Source organism: Rhizobium moroccans (genome assembly GCF_057559155.1).
The window spans coordinates 93,351-117,023 of sequence record NZ_JBHFJG010000011.1 but is presented as its reverse complement, the minus strand read 5'-3'; the positions used below and the strand labels follow the sequence as shown (position 1 = coordinate 117,023).

General features: G+C 61.9%; 22 protein-coding genes. 4 read left to right on the top strand and 18 right to left on the bottom strand.

Annotated features, from left to right (window positions below):
* Positions 1-16: 16 nt before the first annotated feature.
* The 10 genes from ureC to urtA all read right to left on the bottom strand — a co-directional run bounded on the left by ureC (position 17) and on the right by urtA (position 10,554).
* The gene (gene ureC / locus ACE04I_RS08760) at positions 17-1,726 is read right to left on the bottom strand and encodes an urease subunit alpha (protein WP_046794506.1); all 1,710 of its coding nucleotides are present in this window, start codon (positions 1,724-1,726) and stop codon (positions 17-19) included.
* A gap of 165 nt (positions 1,727-1,891) precedes the next feature.
* The gene (locus ACE04I_RS08755) at positions 1,892-2,197 is read right to left on the bottom strand and encodes an urease subunit beta (RefSeq protein WP_046794507.1); all 306 of its coding nucleotides are present in this window, start codon (positions 2,195-2,197) and stop codon (positions 1,892-1,894) included.
* A 19-nt stretch (positions 2,198-2,216) separates the two neighbouring features.
* Complete coding sequence (locus ACE04I_RS08750; RefSeq protein ID WP_046794508.1) at positions 2,217-2,519, bottom strand: urease subunit gamma; 303 nt, start codon at positions 2,517-2,519, stop codon at positions 2,217-2,219.
* A gap of 48 nt (positions 2,520-2,567) precedes the next feature.
* Positions 2,568-3,392 carry an urease accessory protein UreD gene (locus ACE04I_RS08745; protein WP_046794509.1) on the bottom strand — a complete coding sequence of 275 codons (825 nt, stop codon included), beginning with the start codon at positions 3,390-3,392 and terminating at the stop codon, positions 2,568-2,570.
* On the bottom strand, positions 3,329-4,378 hold the full coding sequence (locus tag ACE04I_RS08740; RefSeq protein WP_052760396.1) for a CE1 family esterase: 1,050 nt from the start codon (positions 4,376-4,378) through the stop codon (positions 3,329-3,331). The genes ACE04I_RS08745 and ACE04I_RS08740 overlap by 64 nt, the downstream gene beginning before the upstream one ends.
* Before the next feature lie 284 nt (positions 4,379-4,662).
* Positions 4,663-5,358 (bottom strand): urea ABC transporter ATP-binding subunit UrtE, encoded by a 696-nt coding sequence (gene urtE / locus ACE04I_RS08735; RefSeq protein WP_046794510.1) that lies wholly within the window; start codon positions 5,356-5,358, stop codon positions 4,663-4,665.
* A 192-nt stretch (positions 5,359-5,550) separates the two neighbouring features.
* Positions 5,551-6,312, bottom strand: coding sequence for an urea ABC transporter ATP-binding protein UrtD (gene urtD, locus ACE04I_RS08730; RefSeq protein ID WP_046794511.1), 762 nt, complete (start codon positions 6,310-6,312; stop codon positions 5,551-5,553).
* 4 nt (positions 6,313-6,316) lie between these two features.
* On the bottom strand, positions 6,317-7,480 hold the full coding sequence (gene urtC / locus ACE04I_RS08725; RefSeq protein ID WP_046794512.1) for an urea ABC transporter permease subunit UrtC: 1,164 nt from the start codon (positions 7,478-7,480) through the stop codon (positions 6,317-6,319).
* Positions 7,477-9,060 carry an urea ABC transporter permease subunit UrtB gene (gene urtB / locus ACE04I_RS08720; protein WP_487206991.1) on the bottom strand — a complete coding sequence of 528 codons (1,584 nt, stop codon included), beginning with the start codon at positions 9,058-9,060 and terminating at the stop codon, positions 7,477-7,479. The genes urtC and urtB overlap by 4 nt, the downstream gene beginning before the upstream one ends.
* A 204-nt stretch (positions 9,061-9,264) precedes the next feature.
* Complete coding sequence (urtA, locus tag ACE04I_RS08715) at positions 9,265-10,554, bottom strand: urea ABC transporter substrate-binding protein (protein WP_046794514.1); 1,290 nt, start codon at positions 10,552-10,554, stop codon at positions 9,265-9,267.
* A 235-nt stretch (positions 10,555-10,789) separates the two neighbouring features.
* On the opposite strand from urtA, the gene ACE04I_RS08710 reads away from it, so the two are divergent.
* Both ACE04I_RS08710 and ACE04I_RS08705 read left to right on the top strand, forming a co-directional pair.
* Entirely contained in the window at positions 10,790-11,107 is a 318-nt protein-coding gene (locus ACE04I_RS08710; RefSeq protein ID WP_046795061.1) for a putative quinol monooxygenase, read from the top strand.
* Between the two features lie 48 nt (positions 11,108-11,155).
* A complete protein-coding gene (locus ACE04I_RS08705; protein WP_046794515.1) occupies positions 11,156-11,593 on the top strand; it encodes a DUF488 domain-containing protein in 438 nt (145 codons plus the stop codon).
* 47 nt (positions 11,594-11,640) lie between these two features.
* Here ACE04I_RS08705 and ACE04I_RS08700 read toward each other — a convergent pair whose 3' ends face one another.
* Complete coding sequence (locus tag ACE04I_RS08700; protein WP_487206986.1) at positions 11,641-13,539, bottom strand: acid phosphatase; 1,899 nt, start codon at positions 13,537-13,539, stop codon at positions 11,641-11,643.
* 197 nt (positions 13,540-13,736) lie between these two features.
* Between ACE04I_RS08700 and ACE04I_RS08695 the strand changes: the two genes are divergently transcribed.
* Together ACE04I_RS08695 and ACE04I_RS08690 are read left to right on the top strand one after the other, a co-directional pair.
* Positions 13,737-17,141, top strand: a complete 3,405-nt coding sequence (locus ACE04I_RS08695) for a hybrid sensor histidine kinase/response regulator (RefSeq protein WP_046794517.1) — start codon at positions 13,737-13,739, stop codon at positions 17,139-17,141.
* Positions 17,134-18,069: a response regulator transcription factor gene (locus ACE04I_RS08690; RefSeq protein WP_046794518.1), complete on the top strand. Its 936-nt coding sequence runs from the start codon at positions 17,134-17,136 to the stop codon at positions 18,067-18,069. Before ACE04I_RS08695 ends, ACE04I_RS08690 begins: the two co-directional genes overlap by 8 nt.
* A gap of 93 nt (positions 18,070-18,162) precedes the next feature.
* On the opposite strand, the gene ACE04I_RS08685 is transcribed toward ACE04I_RS08690, so the two are convergent.
* The 7 genes from ACE04I_RS08685 to ACE04I_RS08655 all read right to left on the bottom strand — a co-directional run.
* The gene (locus ACE04I_RS08685; protein ID WP_487206985.1) at positions 18,163-18,567 is read right to left on the bottom strand and encodes a VOC family protein; all 405 of its coding nucleotides are present in this window, start codon (positions 18,565-18,567) and stop codon (positions 18,163-18,165) included.
* An 82-nt stretch (positions 18,568-18,649) separates the two neighbouring features.
* Positions 18,650-19,768: a branched-chain amino acid ABC transporter substrate-binding protein gene (locus ACE04I_RS08680; protein ID WP_046794520.1), complete on the bottom strand. Its 1,119-nt coding sequence runs from the start codon at positions 19,766-19,768 to the stop codon at positions 18,650-18,652.
* A 139-nt stretch (positions 19,769-19,907) separates the two neighbouring features.
* Complete coding sequence (locus tag ACE04I_RS08675) at positions 19,908-20,261, bottom strand: DUF6867 family protein (protein WP_046794521.1); 354 nt, start codon at positions 20,259-20,261, stop codon at positions 19,908-19,910.
* Positions 20,262-20,285: 24 nt separating this feature from the next.
* A complete protein-coding gene (locus ACE04I_RS08670) occupies positions 20,286-21,014 on the bottom strand; it encodes an ABC transporter ATP-binding protein (protein ID WP_046794522.1) in 729 nt (242 codons plus the stop codon).
* Positions 21,014-21,871, bottom strand: coding sequence for an ABC transporter ATP-binding protein (locus ACE04I_RS08665; protein WP_170986325.1), 858 nt, complete (start codon positions 21,869-21,871; stop codon positions 21,014-21,016). Before ACE04I_RS08665 ends, ACE04I_RS08670 begins: the two co-directional genes overlap by 1 nt.
* 32 nt (positions 21,872-21,903) lie before the next feature.
* Positions 21,904-23,292, bottom strand: a complete 1,389-nt coding sequence (gene livM / locus ACE04I_RS08660; protein WP_046794524.1) for a high-affinity branched-chain amino acid ABC transporter permease LivM — start codon at positions 23,290-23,292, stop codon at positions 21,904-21,906.
* A gap of 1 nt (position 23,293) precedes the next feature.
* On the bottom strand, positions 23,294-23,673 hold a 380-nt coding region (locus ACE04I_RS08655; RefSeq protein WP_487206984.1), incomplete at its 5' end, for a branched-chain amino acid ABC transporter permease.

The window sequence follows — 23,673 nt, the reverse complement described above, 5'->3', positions numbered from 1 at the left end:
GCCCGCTCGCATAACGTTAGAACAGAAAGTATCGCTGCGCCATCGGCAACACGGTGGCCGGTTCGCAGGTCAAGAGTTCACCATCGGCGCGCACCTCGTAGGTTTCGGGATCGACCTCCACATGCGGCGTCGCCGAATTGTGGATCATCGAGGCCTTGGAGATGCCACCGCGCACATTCTTCACCGCCACCAGCTTCTTGGCGACGCCGAGACGCTGCGCAAGCCCGGCATCCAGCGAAGCCTGCGAGACGAAGGTGACGGAGGAGTTCGTCCGGAGTTTGCCGTAGGCTGCGAACATCGGCCGATAATGCATCGGCTGCGGTGTCGGGATGGAGGCATTCGGATCGCCCATCGGGGCTGCAGCGATCGAGCCGCCGAGCAGCACCATTTCCGGCTTCACGCCGAAGAAGGCCGGGTTCCAGAGCACGAGGTCGGCGCGTTTTCCCACTTCGACCGAGCCGATCTCGTGGGAGACGCCGTGCGCGATCGCCGGATTGATCGTGTATTTGGCGATATAGCGGCGGACACGGAAATTGTCGTTGTCGCCGGTCTCTTCCTTCAACTGCCCGCGCTGCCGCTTCATCTTGTCGGCCGTCTGCCAGGTGCGAATCGCCACTTCGCCGACGCGGCCCATGGCCTGGCTGTCCGACGAGATGATCGAGAACGCGCCGATATCGTGCAGGATGTCTTCGGCCGCGATCGTTTCCTTGCGGATACGGCTTTCGGCGAATGCGATGTCCTCGGGGATCGACGGAGACAGGTGATGGCAGACCATCAGCATGTCGAGATGCTCGGCGAGCGTGTTGACCGTATAGGGCCGCGTCGGGTTGGTGGAGGACGGGATGACGTTCGGCTGCCCGCAGACCTTGATGATGTCCGGCGCATGGCCTCCGCCCGCCCCTTCCGTATGGAAGGCATGGATGGTGCGGCCCTTGATCGCCGCGACGGTATCCTCCACGAAGCCGCTCTCGTTCAGCGTGTCGGTGTGGATCATCACCTGCACGTCGTACTGATCGGCGACGGTGAGGCAGTTGTCGATCGCGGCCGGCGTCGTGCCCCAATCCTCGTGCAGCTTGAGGCTGGAAGCGCCGGCGAGGATCATTTCTTCGATCGGCGCGGGAAGCGAGGCATTGCCCTTGCCGGCAAGGGCGAGATTCATCGGGAAGGCATCGAAGCTCTCGATCATCCGCTCGATATGCCATGCGCCGGTGCAGGTGGTGGCAAGCGTGCCATGCGCCGGGCCCGAGCCCCCGCCGAGCATGGTCGTGACGCCGCTCATCAGCGCTTCCTCGATCTGCTGCGGGCAGATGAAGTGGATATGCGCATCCATGCCGCCGGCCGTCAGGATCTTGCCTTCGCCGGCAATCGCCTCCGTCGACGGCCCGACGATGATCGTCACGCCGGGCTGCGTATCCGGATTGCCCGCCTTGCCGATCGCATGGATGCGGCCGTTCTTCAGGCCGACATCGGCCTTGTAGATGCCGGAATGGTCGACGATCACCGCGTTGGTGATGACGGTATCTACCGCCCCTTCCGCGCGCGTGGCCTGGCTCTGGCCCATGCCGTCGCGGATTACCTTGCCGCCGCCGAACTTCACTTCCTCGCCATAGGTGGTGAAATCCTTCTCCACCTCGATGAAGAGCTCGGTATCGGCAAGCCGGACCTTGTCGCCCACGGTCGGGCCGAACATGCTGGCATAGGCGGCGCGGGGCATCTTGTAGGGCATGGCTCTATCTCACCTGCTTCGTCATCCTCGGACTTGTCCCGAGGATCTACAACGGAAAAACGTGGGGCGGTACGCTTGTGTGTCTGTCACGACTGATGGAACTATTTCTTCTTCTTATGGCAGATCCTCGGCACAAGCCCGAGGATGACGGTTGTGGGCATGCCATCACAGCGCGCCCATGACCTTCTGCTGGAAACCGTAGACCGTGCGCTTGCCCGAAAGCGGGATCAGCGTCACAGCCCTCATCTGGCCGGGCTCGAAGCGAACGGCCGTTCCGGCGGGAATGTCGAGCCGCATGCCGCGCGCCTTTTCGCGGTCGAAGGAGAGACCGTTATTCGTCTCGAAGAAATGATAATGGCTGCCGACCTGTATCGGCCGGTCGCCGGTATTGGAGACTTCTATCGTCACCGTCGGCGCGCCGGCATTGAGCTCGATTTCGCCTTTGGCGGCAATCACTTCGCCCGGAATCATGAATCAATCTCCCACGGTCTTAACGTATCGGTTCATGCACGGTGACGAGCTTGGTGCCGTCCGGGAACGTCGCTTCCACCTGCACGTCGTGGATCATCTCCGCGATACCTTCCATCACCTGCTCGCGGGTGATGACATGCGCACCGGCTTCCATGAGGTCGGCGACGGAACGGCCGTCGCGGGCCCCTTCCACCACGAAATCGGTGATCAGCGCGATCGCTTCCGGATAGTTGAGCTTCACCCCACGCTCCAGCCGTCGGCGCGCGACGATCGCCGCCATGGCGATCAGCAGTTTGTCTTTTTCTCTCGGCGTCAGGTTCATGGGCGTCCCGCGATCAAATTCCGATATGGGAAATTCGGATGTGGCAAATCAGATGTTCCAGACTTTTGGCACCGCCGCGCCGTTTCGCAATACGGTAATTGCCGGTACCAGAACTTTTCTCAACTCGAACCCGCTCGGCGCGGTCAGCCTCGCCACGAGCTTGCCGTTCCAATGGCTGACGCCGCCCGTCGCCCCCTCCAGGCACTGGTGCAATTTCGGAAGGAAAGCCTCCGCAAGTGGCCCGGAATAGAAGAGCGTGGCATAGGCGATCTGGCCGGAAAGGACGGCCGACTGCCGCACCGTGCGCTCTATCTCGCCCTCGAAGCGCGCTTCTTCCGCATGGATCAGCCTGCCCTCGCGGCGCACCCGCCAGCGATCGCGGAAGAAGCCTTGCCCAACCGCCTCACCCATCGCCTGACGGCCGAAGATGACGGCTTCGACGGCCAGGAATTCCGCGCTTTCATGAAGATCGACCTCAAGCCGCCTGGTCAGCGAAGCGCGGTTAAACAGGATCGTTTCCTGCGGCAGCCAGTGAACCGAGGCGTTCTCCCCGACCGAAATGCGCGTGGTAAGCGATGCCGTGTCGGCGGCTGCCTTGTAGATCTTCTCATTGGCCTGGGTGGTGATGGAAAGATTGGTGGAGGCTGCCGCGGTAACGGACCATTCGACGACATCGCCGCCCGTCAGCCCTCCGGAAGTATTGATGAGGATCGCCTCCATCTCGGGCGAAAACGTCTCGGGAAGGCGAATTTTTGCGCAGCCTTCCTGATAGAACTCGGCGAGCCGGGTGCGGCCCGCGAACGCCTTGGTTACAAGGCGCCCCGCCCCTCTTGCACGCTGTGGCGCATATCCACTGTCCGGCTGCTGCTGCACGTCGTCCCCTGAAGTTCGGCTCCTGTCGCGCAATCCGATGCAACAGCCGTGCCAGACTTGCTCTTGGCCGGCGCAGCGGTGGCGATGACGTCCGTGCTGTCGGCCTTGCGGAAGAACTCCCACATTCTCGACGCAGGATCAATATTGGGATCGAAGCTCGGCTTCTTGGCGGACGAGACCTTGACGACGCCCGCCTCCACCTCCGCGGCAGCGGCGATCACCTTCTCGGTCGCGCTCGGCTTCGGCCAGTCGTGCGTACCGTTCGCGAAGACATAGGAAGCAATCCGCGCGCCCGCCTTGCAGGTATCGTGAAGGCTGTAGGTGATGCCGCCGATCGTTTCGGTCTTGCCGTTGCCGGTGCAGCCGTCAAGCTCCGTCCAGCGCTTCACCGCCGCCTTGAAACCATATTGCCAATAGGTCTTTCCGCCGCCGGCATAGGGATTGGCACTATCCTTCTCGCCGGCGAACGCCATGATCGAGACCGGCTTTGCCGGCTTGCAGCCTTCCGTATCCGGGGCCCACTTTCCTTCGATCTGGATCGGGCGCCCTGCCCGGAGCGAATGCACGAAACCGGCCGCCGCGAAATCGTCATTGCCGCCGCAGATATAGGCCGAGAGCATGCGCCCGCCGCCGGAATAACCCGAGGCGTAGATGCGAGACGGATCGACGCAGAATTCCTGCTTGACCTGGCCGAGGGTCGCCTTGATGAAGCCTACCTCGTCGAGCCCGCCGGGCTGGGTCGTGACATAGGGCACGTTCCAGGCATAGGTGCCCGGCATATTGCCGGTAAGGCTTCCCTGAAGGGCGACCACGATGAAGCCCTCGCGCTCGGCCATCTTGTCCCAGGAACTGCGGGCAAGCTGGCCATTCGGATTGCTGTTGCTGCCGTGGAAATCGAACACCACCGGCACCTTCTGGGCGCCGGTATAGGAAGACGGGACGAAATAGACGCCGGACCGCACCGCATCCGTCGAGCGGATCGTCATGGGGTGTCGCCCCGGCTCCATCGGCTGGCCGCACCCCGCCAGAGCCTGCACCGTACTCGCGCCCAATAAAAAAGCCCCTACTGCGACGACGCGAGCAAGAGCGGGCCTGGAAAAGGTACCGGGAACGCGAGCAAAATCCATCAGCGCCTCATCATGAGTGCACGAGCAGTGTCGACAATGTGCGGGGCTGCCCTAAACGCCGCCTTGGTAACACATATTAGACCCTGGTGAAATGCACGAAATACTGCGCCGGGATATAAACCTTCATCCGTGAAATACTGGGTTCATACGGTGAGATGCCGCCTTGCTTCCGGCATATCCAGCGTCTCGGCCGGACCTTCGTGAACGATCTCACCGCGATCCATGATGTAGACCTGATCGGCAAGCTCCCGGCAGAAATCGAGATATTGTTCGACCAGCAGGATGGCCATGCCGGTCGAATCCCGCAGATAGCGGATCGCCCGGCCGATATCCTTGATAATCGAGGGCTGGATACCTTCGGTCGGCTCGTCCAGCACCAGGATCTTCGGCCGCGTGACCATGGCGCGGCCGATCGCCAACTGCTGTTGCTGCCCCCCGGACAAGTCTCCGCCGCGACGGCCGAGCATGGATTTCAGCACCGGGAACAGGTCGAATATCTCGTCCGGAACGAACCGCTCCTTGCGGGCAAGCGGCGCATAGCCGCTTTCGAGGTTTTCCTGGACGGTGAGCAGCGGGAAGATTTCCCGCCCCTGCGGCACATAGCCGATGCCGTGCTTGGCGCGCGCATAGGGAGCGAGACCGTTCAGCACCTCGCCCTGGAAGCTGATGACGCCGCCACTCACCGCATGCTGGCCGGTAACGGCGCGGAGAAGAGAGCTCTTCCCCACGCCGTTCCGCCCCAGCACACAGGTGATCTTGCCCATCTCGGCGGTGATCGACACACCACGCAGCGCCTGCGCCGCGCCGTAATGGAGATTGACGTTGTTGACTGTCAGCATAAGGATCTCCGCAGAGTCAGCGCCAAATAACTCCCCCTCTGGCCTGCCGGCCATCTCCCCCACAAGGGGGGAAAAGACTCGTGGCACCTTGTTGCCTCAAGCGAAAGCGCCGAGCAGGGCGTTGAAGCCCCTCCCCCTTGTGGGGAGGGGTTGGGGAGGGGACTTTCTTCAACATGTGGCACAGCGTTCACCTCACCGCCCCAGATAATTCTCGATCACCTTCGGATCGTTCGAGACGAAATCGATCGAACCTTCCGCCAGCACCGAACCTTCCGCCAGACACGTCACCTTCACTCCAAGCTCACGGATGAAACCCATGTCATGCTCGACCACTACGACAGAGCGCGTCTTGGCGATCTCCTTCAGGAGCACGGCCGTCTCCGCCGTTTCCGCATCCGTCATGCCCGCGACCGGCTCGTCCACCAGAAGGAGTTTCGGTTCCTGCGCCAGCAGCATGCCGATCTCCAGCCACTGCTTCTGGCCATGCGAAAGGTTTGCGGCCAGTTCGTCCTTCCGGTGCGTCATGCGGATCGTCTCGAGGATTTCCTCGATGCGCGCCTTGTCTTCCGGCGAGAGCTTGTAAAACAGCGTTGCGAAGACACCGCGCAAGCGGTTCAGCGCCAGCTCCAGATTGTCCCAGACCGTATGGCTTTCGAAGACTGTCGGCTTCTGAAACTTCCGGCCGATGCCGAGCTGGGCGATGTCGGCCTCGTCCTTTTTCGTAAGGTCGACGGTGTCTTCGAATAGCACTGTGCCGGTGTCGGGCCGCGTCTTGCCGGTGATGATGTCCATCATTGTCGTCTTGCCGGCCCCGTTCGGGCCGATGATGGCGCGAAGCTCACCCGGCTCCACCACGAAGGAGAGCGAATTCAGCGCCTTGAACCCGTCGAACGAGACGGAAACACCATCGAGGTAAAGCAGGCTCTTGGCTCTGGTTTCGGCAATCGTGTTCATCGTCTCACTCCGCTGCCTGTGCCATCGGGGTTTGGGCGTCCCTGCCCTTTTCCGCCTCGCGAGCGGCCTTCATGGCCTTGCGGGAGCTGAAGCCGTGTTGGATCGTCCCGACGATACCCTTCGGCAGGAAGAGCGTGACGGCGATGAAGAGGCCGCCCAGCGCGTAAAGCCAGAATTCCGGGAAGGCGCCGGTGAAGAAGCTTTTCCCGGAATTGACCAGAACCGCGCCGATGATCGGCCCGATCAGCGTGCCGCGCCCGCCGACCGCCGTCCACACCACCACTTCGATGGAGTTGGCAGGCGCGAATTCACCGGGGTTGATGATGCCGACCTGCGGCACGAAGAGCGCGCCGGCAATGCCGGCCATCATGGCGGAGACGACGAAGGTGAAGAGCTTGATATGCTCGACTCGGAAGCCGAGGAAGCGCACCCGGCTTTCGGCATCGCGCACGCCGACCAGCACCTTGCCGAACTTGGAGCGAACAATGCCGGAGGCGATCAGCAGGCAGAGCGCCAGCATCACCGCCGACATGGCGAAGAGCACGGCGCGCGTGCCGTCCGCCTGGACCGAGAAGCCAAGGATATCCTTGTAGTCCGTCAACCCGTTATTACCGCCGAAGCCCATGTCGTTGCGGAAGAAGGCGAGCATCAGCGCATAGGTCATCGCCTGGGTGATGATTGAGAGATAGACGCCGTTGACGCGGGAGCGGAAAGCGAACCAGCCGAACACGAAGGCGAGCAGGCCCGGCACGACAAGCACCATCAGCATGGCGAACCAGAACATGTCGAACCCGTGCCAGAACCAGGGAAGCTCCTGCCAGTTGAGGAACACCATGAAATCCGGCAGTTCGGGATTGCCGTAGACGCCGCGGCTGCCGATCTGCCGCATCAGATACATGCCCATGGCATAGCCGCCGAGCGCGAAGAAGGCGCCGTGGCCGAGCGAAAGGATGCCGCAATAGCCCCAGACGAGATCGAGCGCCAGCGCCAGCAGCGCGTAGCAGAGATACTTGCCCATCAGCGCCATGGCATAGGTGGGGATATGGAAGGCGCTATCCGGTGGGGTGAGCAGGTTGAGCGCCGGCACGAGGATGGCAACGCCGAGCAATATGGCAATGGCGACGATGATCTTGCCGTCGAGCGCGCGCAGAATGAAGCCCGTAATCATGCTTCCACCGCCCTTCCCTTGAGCGCGAAGAGGCCGCGCGGACGTTTCTGGATGAAGAGGATGATGAGCACCAGCACGAGGATCTTGCCGAGTACCGCGCCAACCGAAGGTTCAAGGAACTTGTTGAGGATGCCGAGCGACATGGCGCCCACCAGCGTGCCCCAGAGATTGCCCACACCGCCGAAGACCACCACCATGAAACTGTCGATGATGTAGCTCTGGCCGAGGTTCGGCGAGACGTTGTCGATCTGGGAAAGCGCCACGCCCGCAATCCCTGCAATGCCGGAACCGAGCGCGAAGGTGAAGGCGTCGATCCAGGGCGTGCGGATGCCCATGGACGACGCCATGCGGCGGTTCTGGGTGACGGCGCGCATCTGAAGACCGAAAGCCGAGCGCTTCAGAAGCACCAGTAGCGCGAAAAAGATCGTCAGCGAGAAGACGATGATCCAGAGCCGGTTCCAGGTGACCGTCATGCCGCCCAAACCGAAGGAACCGGACATCCAGGAAGGATTGCCAACTTCACGGTTGGTGGGGCCGAAGATCGAGCGGATCGCCTGTTGCAGGATCAGCGAGACGCCCCAGGTGGCGAGCAGGGTTTCGAGCGGCCGGCCGTAAAGGAAACGGATGACGCCGCGCTCCAGCACGAGACCGACGGCGCCGGTCACGATGAACGCGACGGGCAGCGCGATCGCCAGCGACCAGTCGAACAGGCCCGGCGCGTTGGCGCGGATCAGCTCCTGCACGACAAAGGTGGAATAGGCGCCGAGCATGACCATCTCGCCATGCGCCATGTTGATGATGCCCATCACGCCGAAGGTGATCGCAAGGCCGATCGCCGCAAGCAGCAGGACCGAGCCGAGCGACAGCCCATACCAGACGTTCTGCGCCATGTCCCACAGCGCCAGATCGCCTTCGATCGAAGCGACGGCGGCGTCGATCTCCGTCTGCAGGCTGGCATCGGCCGAGCCATAGGCGGCGCGCAGGATGCCGATCGCGTCACGACCGCCATAGTTGCGGATGGTCTCTATCGCGGCGCGCTTCTCCTCGACGGAGCGATCGGAGGAGAGCAGCGAAACGGCGCGCGCCTCTTCCATCCGGGTCTTCACCTCCGCATCGGTTTCCTTGGCGAGCGCGGCTTCCACGAGTTCGAGGTTTTCCGGGCTCGGAGAGCGCAACACGGCATCGGCTGCCGAGAGCCGCACGGCGCGGTCGGGGCTGAGCAGAGTGAGACCGCCGAGGGCGGAGCGGATGACACGGCGGAGATTGTTATTGACGCGGATCTTGGTAACGGCAGCCTTCGGCGCGTCGCCCGCGCTTTCACCGGTGAGGGCATCGGTCAGCGCGACATTCGAACCGGCAGCCTTGGCGATGAAGACCGCCTTGTCGGACTTGTGGAAATAGAGATCGCCTTCGGCAAAGGCTTCGAGAGCGGAAACCACGCGCGGATCGCCGGTCGCAGCGATCTGGCTGATCAGTTCCTCGGCCCGATTGAAATTGGCGTCCGCCAGCTGATTGAACAGCGGCTTCGGATCGGCACCCTGCGCGAAGGCGGGTGCGGCGAGGGCAGAAAGAATAAGAATTAGAAACGTTTGAAGAAGTTTTTTGGGGTTCACGACATCACCCTTTTCGATGACGGTTGCTGGCGCGATTGGCGGTCCGGCAACCGCTCACCCTCCCCTTAAGGGGGAGGGTCGAACCGAAGGTTCGGGGTGGGGTGACTTTTGCCTGTTCACCCCAACCCATCGCTTCGCGATGACCTCCCCCCTCAAGGGGGAGGTAAAAGATCAGCTACCCTTGCCGCCGCATTTTCCCGTGGCGACGTTGAAGTTGCCGCACTCCATGGGCTTGCGCCAATCGGCGATCAGGTCCTTCGAGTCCGGCAGGTAATCGGACCATTCGTCGCCGACGACCGGCGGCGTTTCCTGGACGACTTCGAACTGGCCGTCCGCCTGGATTTCACCGATCAGCACCGGCTTGGTGATGTGGTGGTTCGGCATGACGGTGGAGGTGCCGCCCGAAAGGTTCGGAACGGAAACGCCGATGATCGAGTCAAGCACGGCATCCGTATCGGTGGTGCCGGCGGCTTCGACCGCCTTCACCCAGGCGTTGAAGCCGATATAGGCTGCTTCCATCGGGTCATTGGTGACGCGCTTGTCGTTCTTGGTGAAGGCATGCCACTGTTCGATGAACTGGGCATTCGCCTCGCTTTCGACCGACTGGAAATAGTTCCAGGCGGCGAGATGGCCGACGAGCGGGGCGGTATCGAGACCGGCAAGTTCCTCTTCGCCGACCGAGAAGGCGACGACCGGGATATCTTCAGCCTTTACGCCCTGGTTGGCCAGTTCCTTGTAGAAGGGAACGTTGGCATCGCCATTGATGGTGGAGACGACGGCGGTCTTCTTGCCGGCGGAGCCGAAGTTCTTGATGTCGGTCACGATCGTCTGCCAGTCGGAATGACCGAACGGCGTGTAGTTGATCATGATATCCTCTTCGGCGACGCCCTTGGACATCAGATAGGCCTTGAGGATCTTGTTGGTCGTCTGCGGATAGACGTAGTCGGTGCCGGCCAGCACCCAGCGCTCGACGCCCTCGGTCTCGGCAAGGTAATCGACCGCCGGAATGGCCTGCTGGTTCGGAGCGGCGCCGGTATAGAAGATGTTGCGCGAGGATTCCTCACCCTCGTACTGAACCGGATAGAAGAGGATCGAGTTCAGCTCCTCGAAGACCGGCAGCACGGACTTGCGCGACGAAGAGGTCCAGCAGCCGAAGACGGCGGCGACCTTGTCCTGGGAAATCAGCTGGCGGGCCTTTTCGGCAAACAGCGGCCAGTCGGAAGCCGGATCGACGACGACGGCCTCAAGCTTCTTGCCGAGTACGCCGCCCTTCTTGTTCTGCTCTTCGACGAGCATCAGCATGGCGTCTTTCAGCGTCGTCTCGGAAATCGCCATCGTGCCCGAAAGAGAATGCAGGACGCCGATCTTGATCGTGTCTTCCTGTGCGAATGCGCCATGGAAGGCGGTCGTGGACAGGGCGGCGGCGAGCAATGCGCCACCGAGCTTTGCCTTGAAATTCATTGGTTCGAACCCCTCTTCTTGTTCGTCGGCAACGGGCTCAAGCAGGTTTGGACCGTCGCTGCGAGAACTATCGGGTGCTGCAGCGCGAAACCACATACGTCATATGACGTACCGGCAGGGGAGAAACGGGAAGCCTTCGGTGAGGTCGGGAATTATGACCTCCAAGGTAATCGACCTGACGACCGGCGAGGCTTACTTCACGTCCATCGCCCATGAACGTCGCAAGGAGAGTGCCATGCCGGTCACCTATCTCATCAAGTTCGATATCCGCCCCGAGCAGCGCGAAAGATTCATGGCGCTGCTGGGCAGCGTGCTCGACGCCATGCGGCATGAGCCCATGTTCCACGAAGCCGTTCTCCACGCGGATCCGGAAAACGAAAACCGCATGATGCTCTACGAGACCTGGGAGGATCATCGGGACGTTCTGGAGGTGCAGGTGAAGCGCCCCTATCGCAACGAATGGCAGGCCGCGCTGCCGGAGCTACTCGCAAATCCGCGCGACATCTCCGTTTGGCATCCGCTGCGGAGCGATCGGGCAAGCGGTCGCGATTGACACTTCCGAACGCCTGCGAAAGATAGGCGGCGGATGAGGAGCGCCGCCATGAACGTCACCACGATCGGGTTCACGAAGACGACAGCGCAAGGCTTCTTCGGCCGCCTGAAGGAAGCCGGCGTCAAGCGGCTGATCGACGTGCGCCTCCACAACAGCTCGCAACTCGCCGGCTTCGCCAAGGCGGAAGACCTTCCTTACTTCCTCAAGGAGCTCTGCGGCGCGGATTATGTCCACGAGCCGCTGCTGGCGCCGACCGAAGAGATCATGGGCGCGTTCAAGAAAGAGAAGGGACCTTGGGATGTTTTCCAGCGGGACTTTCTCGGCCTGATGGCCGAACGGAAGATCGAGACGCGGCTGAAGCCGGAAATGTTCAGAAATGCCTGCCTGCTCTGCTCGGAGGATACGCCGCATCATTGCCACCGGCGGCTGGTCTGCGAATACCTGAACGACAAATGGGACGGCAAGCTGCAAGTCCACCATCTGTAGTCGGAGCCACCGCATCAATGGGATGCGATGGCCGGTGCTGCTGCAAATCAGCCGTCGATGGTGAGCGTGACGCCGGACGGGCCGTATTCGACACTTGCCTTGTGGCCTTCGATCTCGACGGCGCCGAACGTGCCAGAAACAGAACTCGCCTTGATCAGCTCGATCTTCTCGCCCGCCTTCGGCGCATAATCTTCCGGCAGGTTGACGACCAATCGCCCGGCGAGCTTGGCCGAACCCTTGACGATCAGGTGCCCGGCCGTACCCTCGCCGAGGGTGACCGCCAGGCTGCCCTTGTCTTCCTGGCTGAAATCCCCATCGATCAGCAGAGCGTCAGACGCCGCGACCACGAGATTGCCGTTGCCGACCGAGAGAGAGCCCGTTCCGACAGCCGACGGAGATCCGGCGACCAGCGCTCCCTCTTCCACCCTGGTTTCACCGGCATAGGTATTGATTCCGGCGAGAGCAAGCGTGCCTTCACCGCGCTTCACTAGTCCGCCACGGCCGCCGATATCGTTTCGCCAGGTATCGAGCGCATTAAAGCCGCCTTTGGCCGCATCCATCGCGACCGTCACATCCTGATCGAACGCGCCATATCCATCAGCGGCGGCGAAAATATTGAGGCGACCGTATCCTTCCGCATCGTCAAGCAGCGGATAGCCGGAAGCGATCGCCGTCGTCCTCAGGACTTCGCGGCGCTGCTCGGCATCGAGATAGGGCAGACGGGTCTCGAGCAGCACTTCCGCCCCCTTCGGCACCCGGGCAGGCTGATCCACCGCATGGATCGGCTGGAAGCCATAGCTTAGGCGATCGCGCACATAGGCCTGGTTTGCATCATGCTCGGCGAAGCGATCCTCTTCGGGTGATGCCGAATGGGCCAGCACGAAGAGTTCGTCTGTATCCTGGACGCCGGTCTTCGTGGCGAGCCAGGCTTGCGTTTGCGCATAGGCGTCGCGCTTCAGGTCCGCATTTCCCGGCTTGTTGAGATTGTACGCCACCTGTGCGGTCGCCAGCACCCGGCCGCCCATCACGTCGAGCGGCGAGTGCATGCCCGCCAGAATACGGCTGTCGCCCATTTCGGTGGCGCGGGCCAGCATCTCCTGGAAACGCTGCGGCACCAGATAGGCCATGGCGAGCGCATCGCGCCAGCCTTCGGCCGTGTGCCCGCTCGGAAAGCCGCCATCCTCGGCGGGCTTGCCGCTCTTGGCCGGTTCCAGCGTCGGCAGCACCGCGACATGCTCGCTCCAGCGATAGGGACGCGCATACTTGAAATAGCGCTTGGCCGGCTCGGTGGATGCCTCCTCACTTGCTGCCTTGATGAAATCGACCGCCAATCCCATGTCGGGATTGGCCTCCGTCTTGGCCTCCAGGTCCGCCTTGCTGCCGGCGCCGCGATTGTTGCCCTTGTCCTCATACTTCACGGTGATCGCGTCAGCAGCGACCTCGGTGATCGTCGTCGTCTGTTTGGACCCGGCCTTCCAGGCATCCGTCAGCGGACCGAGCCCATCAACGATGCTGGCGTTCTTGCCCCGCCGGTCGTCGAGATAGACCGCAAGGTCCTGCTCGGCCATACGCGCCCGCGTGACCTTCACCACATAAGCGATATTGGCGTCGTGAACGGCCTGGTTGACGATTCGGCCATCGGTGGGGCTGAACGGAATGCCGTCCCAATCCGTCTTGGCGACCGCCGGGCAATCGCCATTCGCCGGAGCCTCGACGCCGGCATCCACGAAAGGCGTGCGCGGCGTCCATATTTCCAGGAAACCTGAGAGAAGATGTACCGCCGCATTGGTGTTTTCCGTCGAAAAACACGCATCGCCCCGCTTGTTGGTGGCGCCGGCCTCCGCATAAGGCAGCTTGCCGGCGGTCTCCGCTCCGGCCATTGAAGGCACGAGAGAAAGCAGCGTCACCAGAGCAACAGTGGAACGGAAGTGACCCAAAGCAGACATGTAAGCTCCCTATCGTGAAAGAATGCGCCAGCGTTTAGAAGGCATGTGTAACAGTCGCATTTCAAAAAGATGACAGGTTTTCTCTTCTTCCGGCAGATGATGGCGAATTACCCACAGCAGCCCCTTGCTTTTCCAGGTCGCCGCCGACAAACTGCCTAAATCTTAAACTTTTCTCAAAAAGAGCCAGAATTTAAGCAATGGCAGCGCGGCAACGCATCATTCCCGTCCGGCGAGAATACAATCGGTGGGTCGCCAACCAGACGCTGGAAGACTATGCGCTGCGCTTTACGGCCAAGAGCGCCCGGCGTTTTTCCTCTGAGCGTATTTCGCAGACGGCGATTGGCGCGATCTCCTTCCTTGCACTTGAAGCGATCGGCGGGGCGATCACGCTCTCCTACGGCACGACGAACGCCTTCTTCGCCATCGTCGCCGCTGCCGTCGTCATGCTGTTGGTCGGCCTGCCGATCAGCCGCTACGCGATCCGCCACGGGGTGGATATCGATCTTCTGACGCGCGGCGCGAGCTTCGGCTACATCGGCTCCACCGTCACCTCGCTCATCTATGCGGGCTTCACCTTCATGCTGTTTGCGATCGAAGCATCGATCATGACCGGCGCGCTCTACCTCGCCTTCGGCATTCCGCCCTGGATCGGCTACATGATCAGCGCCGTGGTGGTGATCCCGCTCGTTATCTACGGCGTGCAGATGATCTCGCGCTTCCAGCTCATCACCCAGCCTTTCTGGATCGTGCTGAACATCCTGCCCTTTATCTTCATCGCTTTCCTCGATTGGGAAAAATTCGATCTCTGGCGGGCCTTCGCCGGCATCAACCATTCCAATGCCGAGGTCGGCGGCGCCGCACCCTTCGATCTCTTCGAATTCGGCGCGGCATCCGCCGTTATCCTCGCGCTGATGCCGCAGATCGGCGAGCAGGTGGACTTCCTCCGCTTCCTGCCGCCGGAAGGATTGCGCAAGTTCCGCCACAGGATAGCGGTATTTCTTGCCGGCTCCGGCTGGGTCGTGGTCGGCGTTCCGAAGCTGCTGGCCGGCTCCTTCCTGGCGGTGCTGACGCTTTCGACGGGCGTGCCGGTGCGCGAAGCCGCCGATCCTGCGCATATGTATCTCGCCGCTTTCGGCTACATGATCCCCAACGAGACGGCGGCACTCCTGCTGATGGCCGCCTTCGTGGCGGTCTCGCAGCTCAAGATCAACGTGATGAACGCCTATGCGGGCTCGCTCGCCTGGTCTAACTTCTTCTCGCGCCTGACCCATAGCCATCCGGGCCGTGTGGTCTGGCTGGTCTTCAACGTGGCGATCGCCCTGCTTTTGATGGAACTCGGCATATACCGGCTGCTGGAGGCGACGCTCGGCATCTTCTCCATCATCGCCATGTCTTGGCTCTGCACCATTTCGGCGGACCTGTTCATCAACAAGAAGCTCGGGCTCTCGCCGCCCGGCGTCGAATTCAAGCGCGCCCATCTTTATGATCTCAATCCGGTGGGGCTCGGCGCCATGTTCGGCTCGGCGGGCGTGGCGCTTGCCGCCCATTTCGGGCTGTTCGGCAGCCTCATGGCGTCGATGTCCACCTATGTCACGCTGATCGCCTTCGTTATTTCACCGGCGATCGCCTTCGCCACTCGCGGAAAATTCTATCTGGCCCGGAAGCCGCGACAAAGCTGGAAGAGTCTTGGTTCGATCACCTGCTCCATCTGCGAACATCCTTTCGAGCCGGAGGACATGGCCTGGTGCCCGGCCTATGCCGCACCGATCTGCTCGCTCTGCTGCTCGCTCGACAGCCGCTGCCATGACATGTGCAAGCCACAGGCGAGAATGAATGCGCAGGTGGGCGCGGTGGCGCGCGCGGTGCTTCCCGAAACGATCGTAGAGCGGCTACGCTCGCGGCTCGGCCGCTATTCCATCACCGCCGCTGTCGCGATCTCTCTGATCGGCGCGATCCTCGCCATGATTGCTTACCAGATAGGTCAGGCCTATCCCGCCAATGCTGAAATCGTCTACGGCGCCATTCTGATCGTCTTCTTCGTCTTCGCGCTGATCGCCGGCATCGTCTCGTGGTTCTATGTGCTGGCCCATGACAGCCGCATGGTGGCCGAGGAGGAATCCTCCCGCCAGAACACGCTGCTTCTCAAGGAAATATCGGCCCACAAGAAGACGGACGCGGCGCTTCAGGACGCCAAGGAGACCGCCGAGGCCGCCAACCGCGCCAAGAGCCGCTATGTCGTGGGGCTTTCCCACGAACTGCGCACGCCGCTGAATGCCGTGCTCGGCTATGCGCAGATCCTCGAGCGCGACGAGACGATACCTCCTCCCCGGCATTCCGCGATCAAGGTGATCAAGCGCTCCGCCGACCATCTTTCCGGGCTGATCGACGGACTTCTCGATATTTCCAAGATCGAGGCCGGCCGGCTGCAGGTCTATTCGAACGAGATCAACATCCAGGATTTCCTCGACCAGATCGTCGAGATGTTCTCCCTGCAGGCTCATGCCAAGGGACTTGCCTTCGAGCACGAACGCGCCCGCTCCCTCCCCCAATATGTCCGCACCGACGAGAAGCGGCTGCGCCAGATCCTCGTCAACCTGCTGTCGAACGCGATCAAGTTCACCGACCGGGGCAAGGTGCGTTTCGATGTCGCCTATCGCAGCCAGGTGGCGACCTTCACGGTTTCCGATACCGGCCGGGGCATAGCCGAGAAGGATCTCGGCCGCATCTACGAGCCCTTCCAGCGCGGCGAGGCCGACAGCATTAAGCCCATGCCGGGTCTCGGCCTCGGGCTCACCATCACCCAGCTTCTCACCAATACGCTCGGCGGCGAGATCAAGGTGGAAAGCGTGAAGGACGAAGGCTCCACCTTCCGGGTGCGGCTGATGCTGTCCGCCGTCGACCGTCCCAATACCGCGCCGGCGGCGGAAAAGAAGATCGTTTCCTATACGGGCCCGCGCCGCACCATCGTCGTCGTGGACGATAACGAGGACCACCGCGACCTGATGCGGGAAGTGCTGGTGCCGATGGATTTCGTGGTGCTGACTGCAAACAGCGGCCCGGACTGCCTGACCCTGATCGAGGGCGTGAAGCCGGACCTCTTCCTGATCGACATCCTAATGCCCGGCATGAACGGCTGGCAATTGCTCGCCAAGCTCAGGGAAATCGGCCAGACGGCCCCAATCGTCATGCTGTCCGCCAATATCAATGACGGGGTCGCGGCCAATCTCGGAGACGAGGGCCCGAACGACACCATCCCGAAGCCCGTCGATATCCGCCGCTTGAGCGACCGGTTGGCGGCGCATCTCGGCCTCGAATGGGTCTATGAAGGCGATCCCGCCTTCTCCCCCCCGCCGATGGCGAAGGCGCCGGTCAGGAGCCCGGGAAAAAACCATGTGCAGGACCTTTTGCGCCTTGGCGAAATAGGCTACGTCCGCGGCATCGAAACCAAGCTCGCCGATATCGCCCGGATGGAGGAAAACCGGCCATTCGCCGAAGAGCTCGGCACCTATCTGCAAGCTTTCGACATGGCCGGATACATGACTTTCCTCAATCGCTTCGGCGAAGACGAGCGCTTCGGCGAAGAAAGGGCCATCGATGGCTGAGACGGCCCTGCCCCGCGATATCGTGCTCCTGGTGGACGACAGTCCCGAGGCGCTCGGCTTCCTGACCGAAGCGCTCGAGCAATCCGGCTTTTCGGTGCTGATCGCCACCTCCGGCCAGTCGGCGCTCAATATCGTAGAGCGCATCACACCGGACCTCATCCTGCTCGATGCGGTCATGCCGAACATGGACGGTTTCGCCACCTGCCGGATGCTGAAGACCAATGCGGCCGTGGCGCAAGTCCCGGTGATCTTCATGACCGGGCTGACGGAGACCGAGCACGTGGTGCATGCGCTCGATTCCGGCGGCGTCGATTACCTCACCAAGCCGATCAACATCGATGAGCTGCGCGCCCGCATCCGGGTGCATCTTTCCAATGCCCGCTCCGCCCAGAGCGCCCGCGTGGCGCTCGATGCCGCCGGCCGGCACCTGCTGGCCGTGAGAGGCGACGGCGGCCTCCATTGGTCGACGCCGCAGGCAACGCGGCTTATCAGGACCGCCACCGGCACCGACGACGGACTCGATCTCGCCGCCCGCCATATCGCGGGCTGGCTTGCGGAGCGCGACAAGCCCGGCTTTGCCCGCGACGCCACGTTCTCCCTGCCCCGGAGCGGCCAGACGAACCTGCAGTTCGCCTATCTCGGCGCGATCGGCGCCGATGAACATCTCTTCCGGCTGACCGCGGCCAGCAACCGCGCCGATGACGAGGTGCTGCGCCAGCATTTTTCCCTCACCCCGCGTGAGTCGGAAGTGCTGCAATGGATCGCCAAGGGCAAGTCGAATCGGGACATCGGCGATATCCTGGGCCTGTCCGCCCGCACGGTGAACAAGCATCTCGAACAGATCTACGTGAAGCTCGGCGTCGAGAACCGGGCCTCAGCCGCCGTCAAGGCGGCTCATGTCCTCTACGGTGAGGAGCGGTTGGCATAGTCGACTAAACGATCCAGTGAATCGTTTCGAGCGACGAACGCCGCGAGCCGGAGCGAGCGCTGCCAGGGGACTGTCCGCTCGGCTGCGACGGACTCAAGGCCTTCCGTCAGTAAATTCAACAAGATCCCATAGATTGCCATATAAATCTCTGAACACGGCAACGATCCCGTAATCGGCCTTCTTGGGCTCCCGGACGAACTCGACGCCCCGGCCAAGCAAACTGTTGTAGTCCCGCCAGAAATCGTCCGTGCGCAGGAACAGAAAGACGCGGCCGCCGGCTTGGTCGCCGATGTATTCTTCCTGATGAGCATTGGCAGCGCGCGCCAGAAGCAATGAAGTGCCGCCGTCTCCCGCAGGCTTCACGACGACCCAGCGCTTGTCCTGCTCCGGCTGGTAGGTGTCCTCCACCAGAACGAAGCCGAGCTTGTTCACGTAGAAATCGATCGCTTCATCGTAGTCGCGAACGACGATGGCGATCAGCGCCAGTTGCTGGTTCATTTCCTCTGTCCACCCTTCAGGCGCCCTGAATGCAAAGAAGCCCGGCAATGCCGGGCTTCCAGGATGTTTCGAGCAATAAAGCTTACGTGCCCTGCTGCACGTAGGTGTACTTGCCGTCCGCGCCCTTCTTCCACTCGTACATGACGTAGCCGGGAAGCTTGGGGTCGCCCTTCTCGTCGAAGGAGATTTCACCCAGAACCGTCGGGAACTTGCCCGACTTCATCGCCTTAGCAACCTCCTCCGGATTGGTGGAATTTGCAGCCTTCGCGGCTCCCGCAATCGTCTGCATGGCGGCATAGGAGTAGAGCGTATAAGCTTCCGGGTTGAAGCCGGCAGCCTTGAATTTCTCGACCAGATCCTTGTTTTCCGGACGCAGCGTCGGATCGGGACCGAAAGTGTTCAGCGTGCCTTCGACGGCGTCGCCGGCGATGGAGGCAAGTTCGTTGGAGACGATGCCGTCACCGGAAACGAGCGTTGCCTGCAGACCCTGATCCTTTGCCTGACGGATGATGAGACCGGCTTCGGTATGCAGGCCGCCCCAATAGATGACGGTGACGCCGGCTTCCTTCATCTTCGCGATCAGCGCCGAGAAATCCTTGTCGCCGACATTGACGCCTTCACGCACGACCTCGGTCAGGCCGGCGGCGTTCATCGCCTTCTTGGTTTCATCGGCAAGGCCCTGACCATAGGGGGTCTTGTCGTGGATGACGGCGATCTTGGCGTCCTTGAACTTTTCAGCGAGATAGGCGCCGGCAATGGTGCCCTGCTGGTCGTCACGGCCGCAGGTGCGGAAGGTGTTCCAGAGACCGCGCTCGGTGAATACCGGGTTGGTTGCAGCCGGCGTGATCTCCAGGATGCCGTTTTCGGCATAGACTTCCGATGCCGGGATCGACACGCCCGAGTTGAAGTGGCCGACCACGAACTGGACGCCATCGGCTGCGAATTTGTTGGCTACGGAGACGCCCTGCTTCGGGTCGGAAACGTCGTCGCCGACTACGATCTTGATCTGCTCGCCGTTGATGCCGCCGGCCGCATTGATGTCGGCGGCGGCCTGTTCGGCGCCCTTCAGAATCTGCGCTCCGAAAGCCGCGTTCGGACCGGTGATCGGGGCACCGACCCCGACGATGACGTCGGCCCATGCGCTGCCGCCGAAGGCGACCATGGCCGTCAGCGCAACCGCGGAAAGAAGAGACTTCTTCATTGATGTACTCCCAGTTTCTTAAGCGGGTCGGGTTATAGCCAGCGCAATCCCCACCAATACTGCGCCGGAAGTTGTTCCACTCTGGGTTTCCACTTGAGGTTTTTACCCAAGCCAATCTGATGGCAGAAAACTCTGCCTGTCAATCTTTCTTCTTCCATGAGAAAGCTGAGGTCGGCTCGTACAGCCAATAATAGTTCTGCACCATTTGGCGGGTGCGCCGCATGCGGAAACCGGCACTCGAAAAGACGAGCAGAAGCACCACGTCGATGATGTAGTAGAACGGGCTGATGAACGGGCCCTGGAACAGCGCATAGTGCATGAAGCGCATCACCATGCCGAGCAGCAGTGTATAGAGCACCACGGTCGAATAACCGCTCCAGCCCTCGGCCACCGCCTTGCCGGTGCGCCAGGCGGTCCAGAAGCCGATCAGCATCACCAGGAAACGCAGAATGTAGCGAACGCCGGTATCGCTCTCGAAGAAAAGCCCTTGCATGTCAAACTCTCCCTCTCGCCGTTCTCAATGCCGTCCGCCTTCGAGATAGGCGGCGCGCACTTCCGGATTGGCAAGCAGTTCCTTGCCGGTGCCCGCCATCGTCACTTTGCCGTTGACCATGACATAGCCCCTGTCGGAGAGCTTCAGCGCGGCGAAGGCATTCTGCTCGACGAGGAAGACAGTCAGCCCCTCCTCCTGGTTGAGCTTCTTGATTGCCGCGAAAATGCTCTTGACGATCAGCGGGGCCAGACCCAGCGAAGGTTCGTCGAGAAGCAGGAGCTTGGGTCTCGCCATCAGGGCGCGGCCGATCGAGAGCATCTGCTGCTCGCCGCCCGAAAGCGTGCCGCCGCGCTGGCTCTGGCGTTCCTTCAGACGCGGGAAGAGCGTGAAGATCTTCTCCACGTCTTCCTTGAAGTATTTCAGATTATCGAGACCCGCGCCCATCTGCAGGTTTTCCAGAACGGTCATGCGCGGGAAGATGCGCCGGCCCTCCGGGGATTGGGATATGCGCCGGCGCGCGATCAGATGCGTCGGCTGGCGGGTGATATCCTCGCCGTCGAAGATGACCGAGCCGCTGCGCGCCTGCGGGCTGCCGCAGATGGTCATCATCAGGGTCGACTTGCCGGCGCCGTTCGCGCCGATCAGGCTGACGATCTCGCCCCTGTTGACCTCGACATCGACGCCCGCGAGCGCGCGGATATTGCCGTAATAGGTTTCGACGCCCTGGACTTTCAGAAGGGGTTCGCCGGCCATCAGTTCGCCCCTCCGTCGAGTTCTTCCGCAATCACCTCTTCCACCTCGTCATCCTCGACGCCGAGATAGGCGGCGATCACCTTCGGGTCGTTCTTCACCTCGTCCGGAGTGCCGTCCGATATCTTCTGGCCGTATTCCAGCACCACTACGTGGTCGGAGATTTCCATGACCACCGACATGTCGTGCTCGATGAGCAGGATCGAGACGCCCTCGTCGCGGATCGAATGCAGCAGCGTGTTGAGGGCAGCCGATTCGCGTGGATTGAGGCCGGCTGCCGGCTCGTCCAGGCAGAGAAGCTCGGGGCCGGTGCACATGGCGCGGGCGATTTCCAGCCGTCGCTGGGCGCCGTAGGGCAGATCGCCGGCCGGATCGTCGGCTCTGTCGATCAATTCGGCCTTTTCCAGCCAGTACCTGGCCTTCTCGATCGCCGCCTTGGAAGCGTTTTTGTAGGCCGGAAGGCCGAGCAGCCCGAGGATCGTGTAGCCCGAAGCCTTCATCAGCGCGTTGTGCTGCGCCACCAGCAGGTTTTCCAGAACCGTAAGACCGGAAAACAGCCTGATGTTCTGGAAGGTTCGCGCCACCTTGGCGATCTTGGTGATTTCGAAATCCCGCAGCCGCTCCAGGAGGTGCGAGACGCCGTCCCTCTGGATGAGAGTGACCATGCCCATGGTCGGCTTGTAAAAGCCGGTGATGCAGTTGAAGACGGTCGTCTTGCCGGCGCCGTTGGGACCGATCAGCGCGGTGATCTCGCCGCGCCGCGCTTCGAACGAGAAGTCGTTGATGGCCATCAGGCCGCCGAACTTCATCGACAGATGCTCGACCTTAAGGATGGTATCGCCAGTCATCGTGGAAGTCATCGTATTCGTCTGGGTATCCACTTGGGGGGTCATCAGCCGTGACCCTCCTTGGTGAAGCTGCCGGCAATGGCCTTTCGTTCCTTGAGGAAGGCCGTCGGTTCTCTACTGCCGACGAAGCCGCGAGGCTTGAACAGCATCACGATGATCATCGCCAGACCGAAGAGCAGCATGCGGTAGAGCTCGGGCGTGAAGTCAGGCCCGAAGACGAGCTTCAGGAACGACATTTCGCGCAGCAGTTCCGTGCCACCGACCATGACCACCGCGGCGATCGCGATGCCGGTGAGAGAGCCCATTCCACCGAGGACGACGATCGCCAGGATGACGGCCGATTCCAGGAAGACGAAGCTTTCCGGCGAGACGAAGCCCTGGCGCGTGGCGAAGAAGGAGCCCGCGAAGCCGCCGAACATGGCGCCGATCGCAAAGGCCGTCAGCTTGGTCGTCACCGTATTGATGCCGAGCGAACGGCAGGCGATCTCGTCTTCCCGCAGCGCTTCCCATGCGCGGCCGATCGGCATCCGGCGCAGCCGGATCGTCACATAGGCCGTCAGCAGGCAGAGTGCCAGGATCACGTAGAAAAGGAAGATCTTGTAATAGGCCGACGACATCGGCAGACCGAAGGCTTTGGTGAAGTTGTTGGCCGCCCCGACATCGAAGGACCAGATGCCGAAGACGCTGGCCTTCGGGATGCCGGAAATGCCGAACGTGCCCTTGGTCACGTCCGTCCAGTTGATGAGCACGAGACGGATGATCTCACCGAAGGCGAGAGTCACGATCGCAAGGTAATCGCCCCGGAGCCTCAGAACCGGAAAGCCAAGGATGATGCCCCACATGGCCGACAGGATGCCGGCGAGCGGCAGGAGTATCCAGAACGACAGGCCGAAATGCTCCGACAGCAGCGCGTAGGAATAGGCGCCGACCGCGTAGAAGGCCACGTAGCCGAGGTCCAGCAGGCCGGCGAGGCCGACCACGATGTTCAGCCCCCAGGCGAGCATCACATAGATGAGGATCTGGATGCCGAAATTGTCGACATATTTCAGCGACCCTTGAGTTCCGGCGAGCATGACAGCTGCGACCGGATAGAGCACGAGACCGACGAGCGCGATCTTGAGGAAGTGCTGGCGGAAGAACCCCTTTTCCTCGGAGATTTCCAGGACCCCGCTCTTCGCCTTGGCGAGCTTGCGGCGGTCGATATGCGGCTTGATGAAGCCGACCACCAGGAAGCGGCCGATCGCAGCGACCGCGACGAAGATCGCGAGCAGTCCCCAGCGGGTGCGCCACACCAGCGCGTTGCTGATGTCCTGGTAGGTCTCGATGCCGACGAACAGGATGAACATGCCGAGTGCGAGAAGGCCGGCGAAGATGCCTTCCTTGACGGCCTTGGCCATCAGGCCGGGGGTTCCGGTTTCGGGAGAATTCGTCATGTCAGACTTTCTCCACTTCCGGACGGCCAAGAATGCCGGTCGGCTTGAAGATCAGCACGAAGGCGAGGATGGCGAAGGTCGCGACGTCCTTGTAGGCGATGGTGAAATAGGCCGACCACAGGGACTCGATGAGGCCGATCAGCAGCCCGCCGAGAACGGCGCCCGGAAGCGAGCCGATGCCGCCGAGGACGGCCGCAGTAAAGGCCTTGACGCCCGGAATGAATCCGTCGTTGAACGAGGCCACCCCGTAATACATGAGGTACATGGTGCCGGCCACGGCTGCGAGCGCCGCACCCATGATGAAGGTGATGGAGATTGTCCGGTCGACATCCACGCCGAGCAGCGCCGCCATCTTGCGGTCCTGCTCGGTCGCGCGCCGGG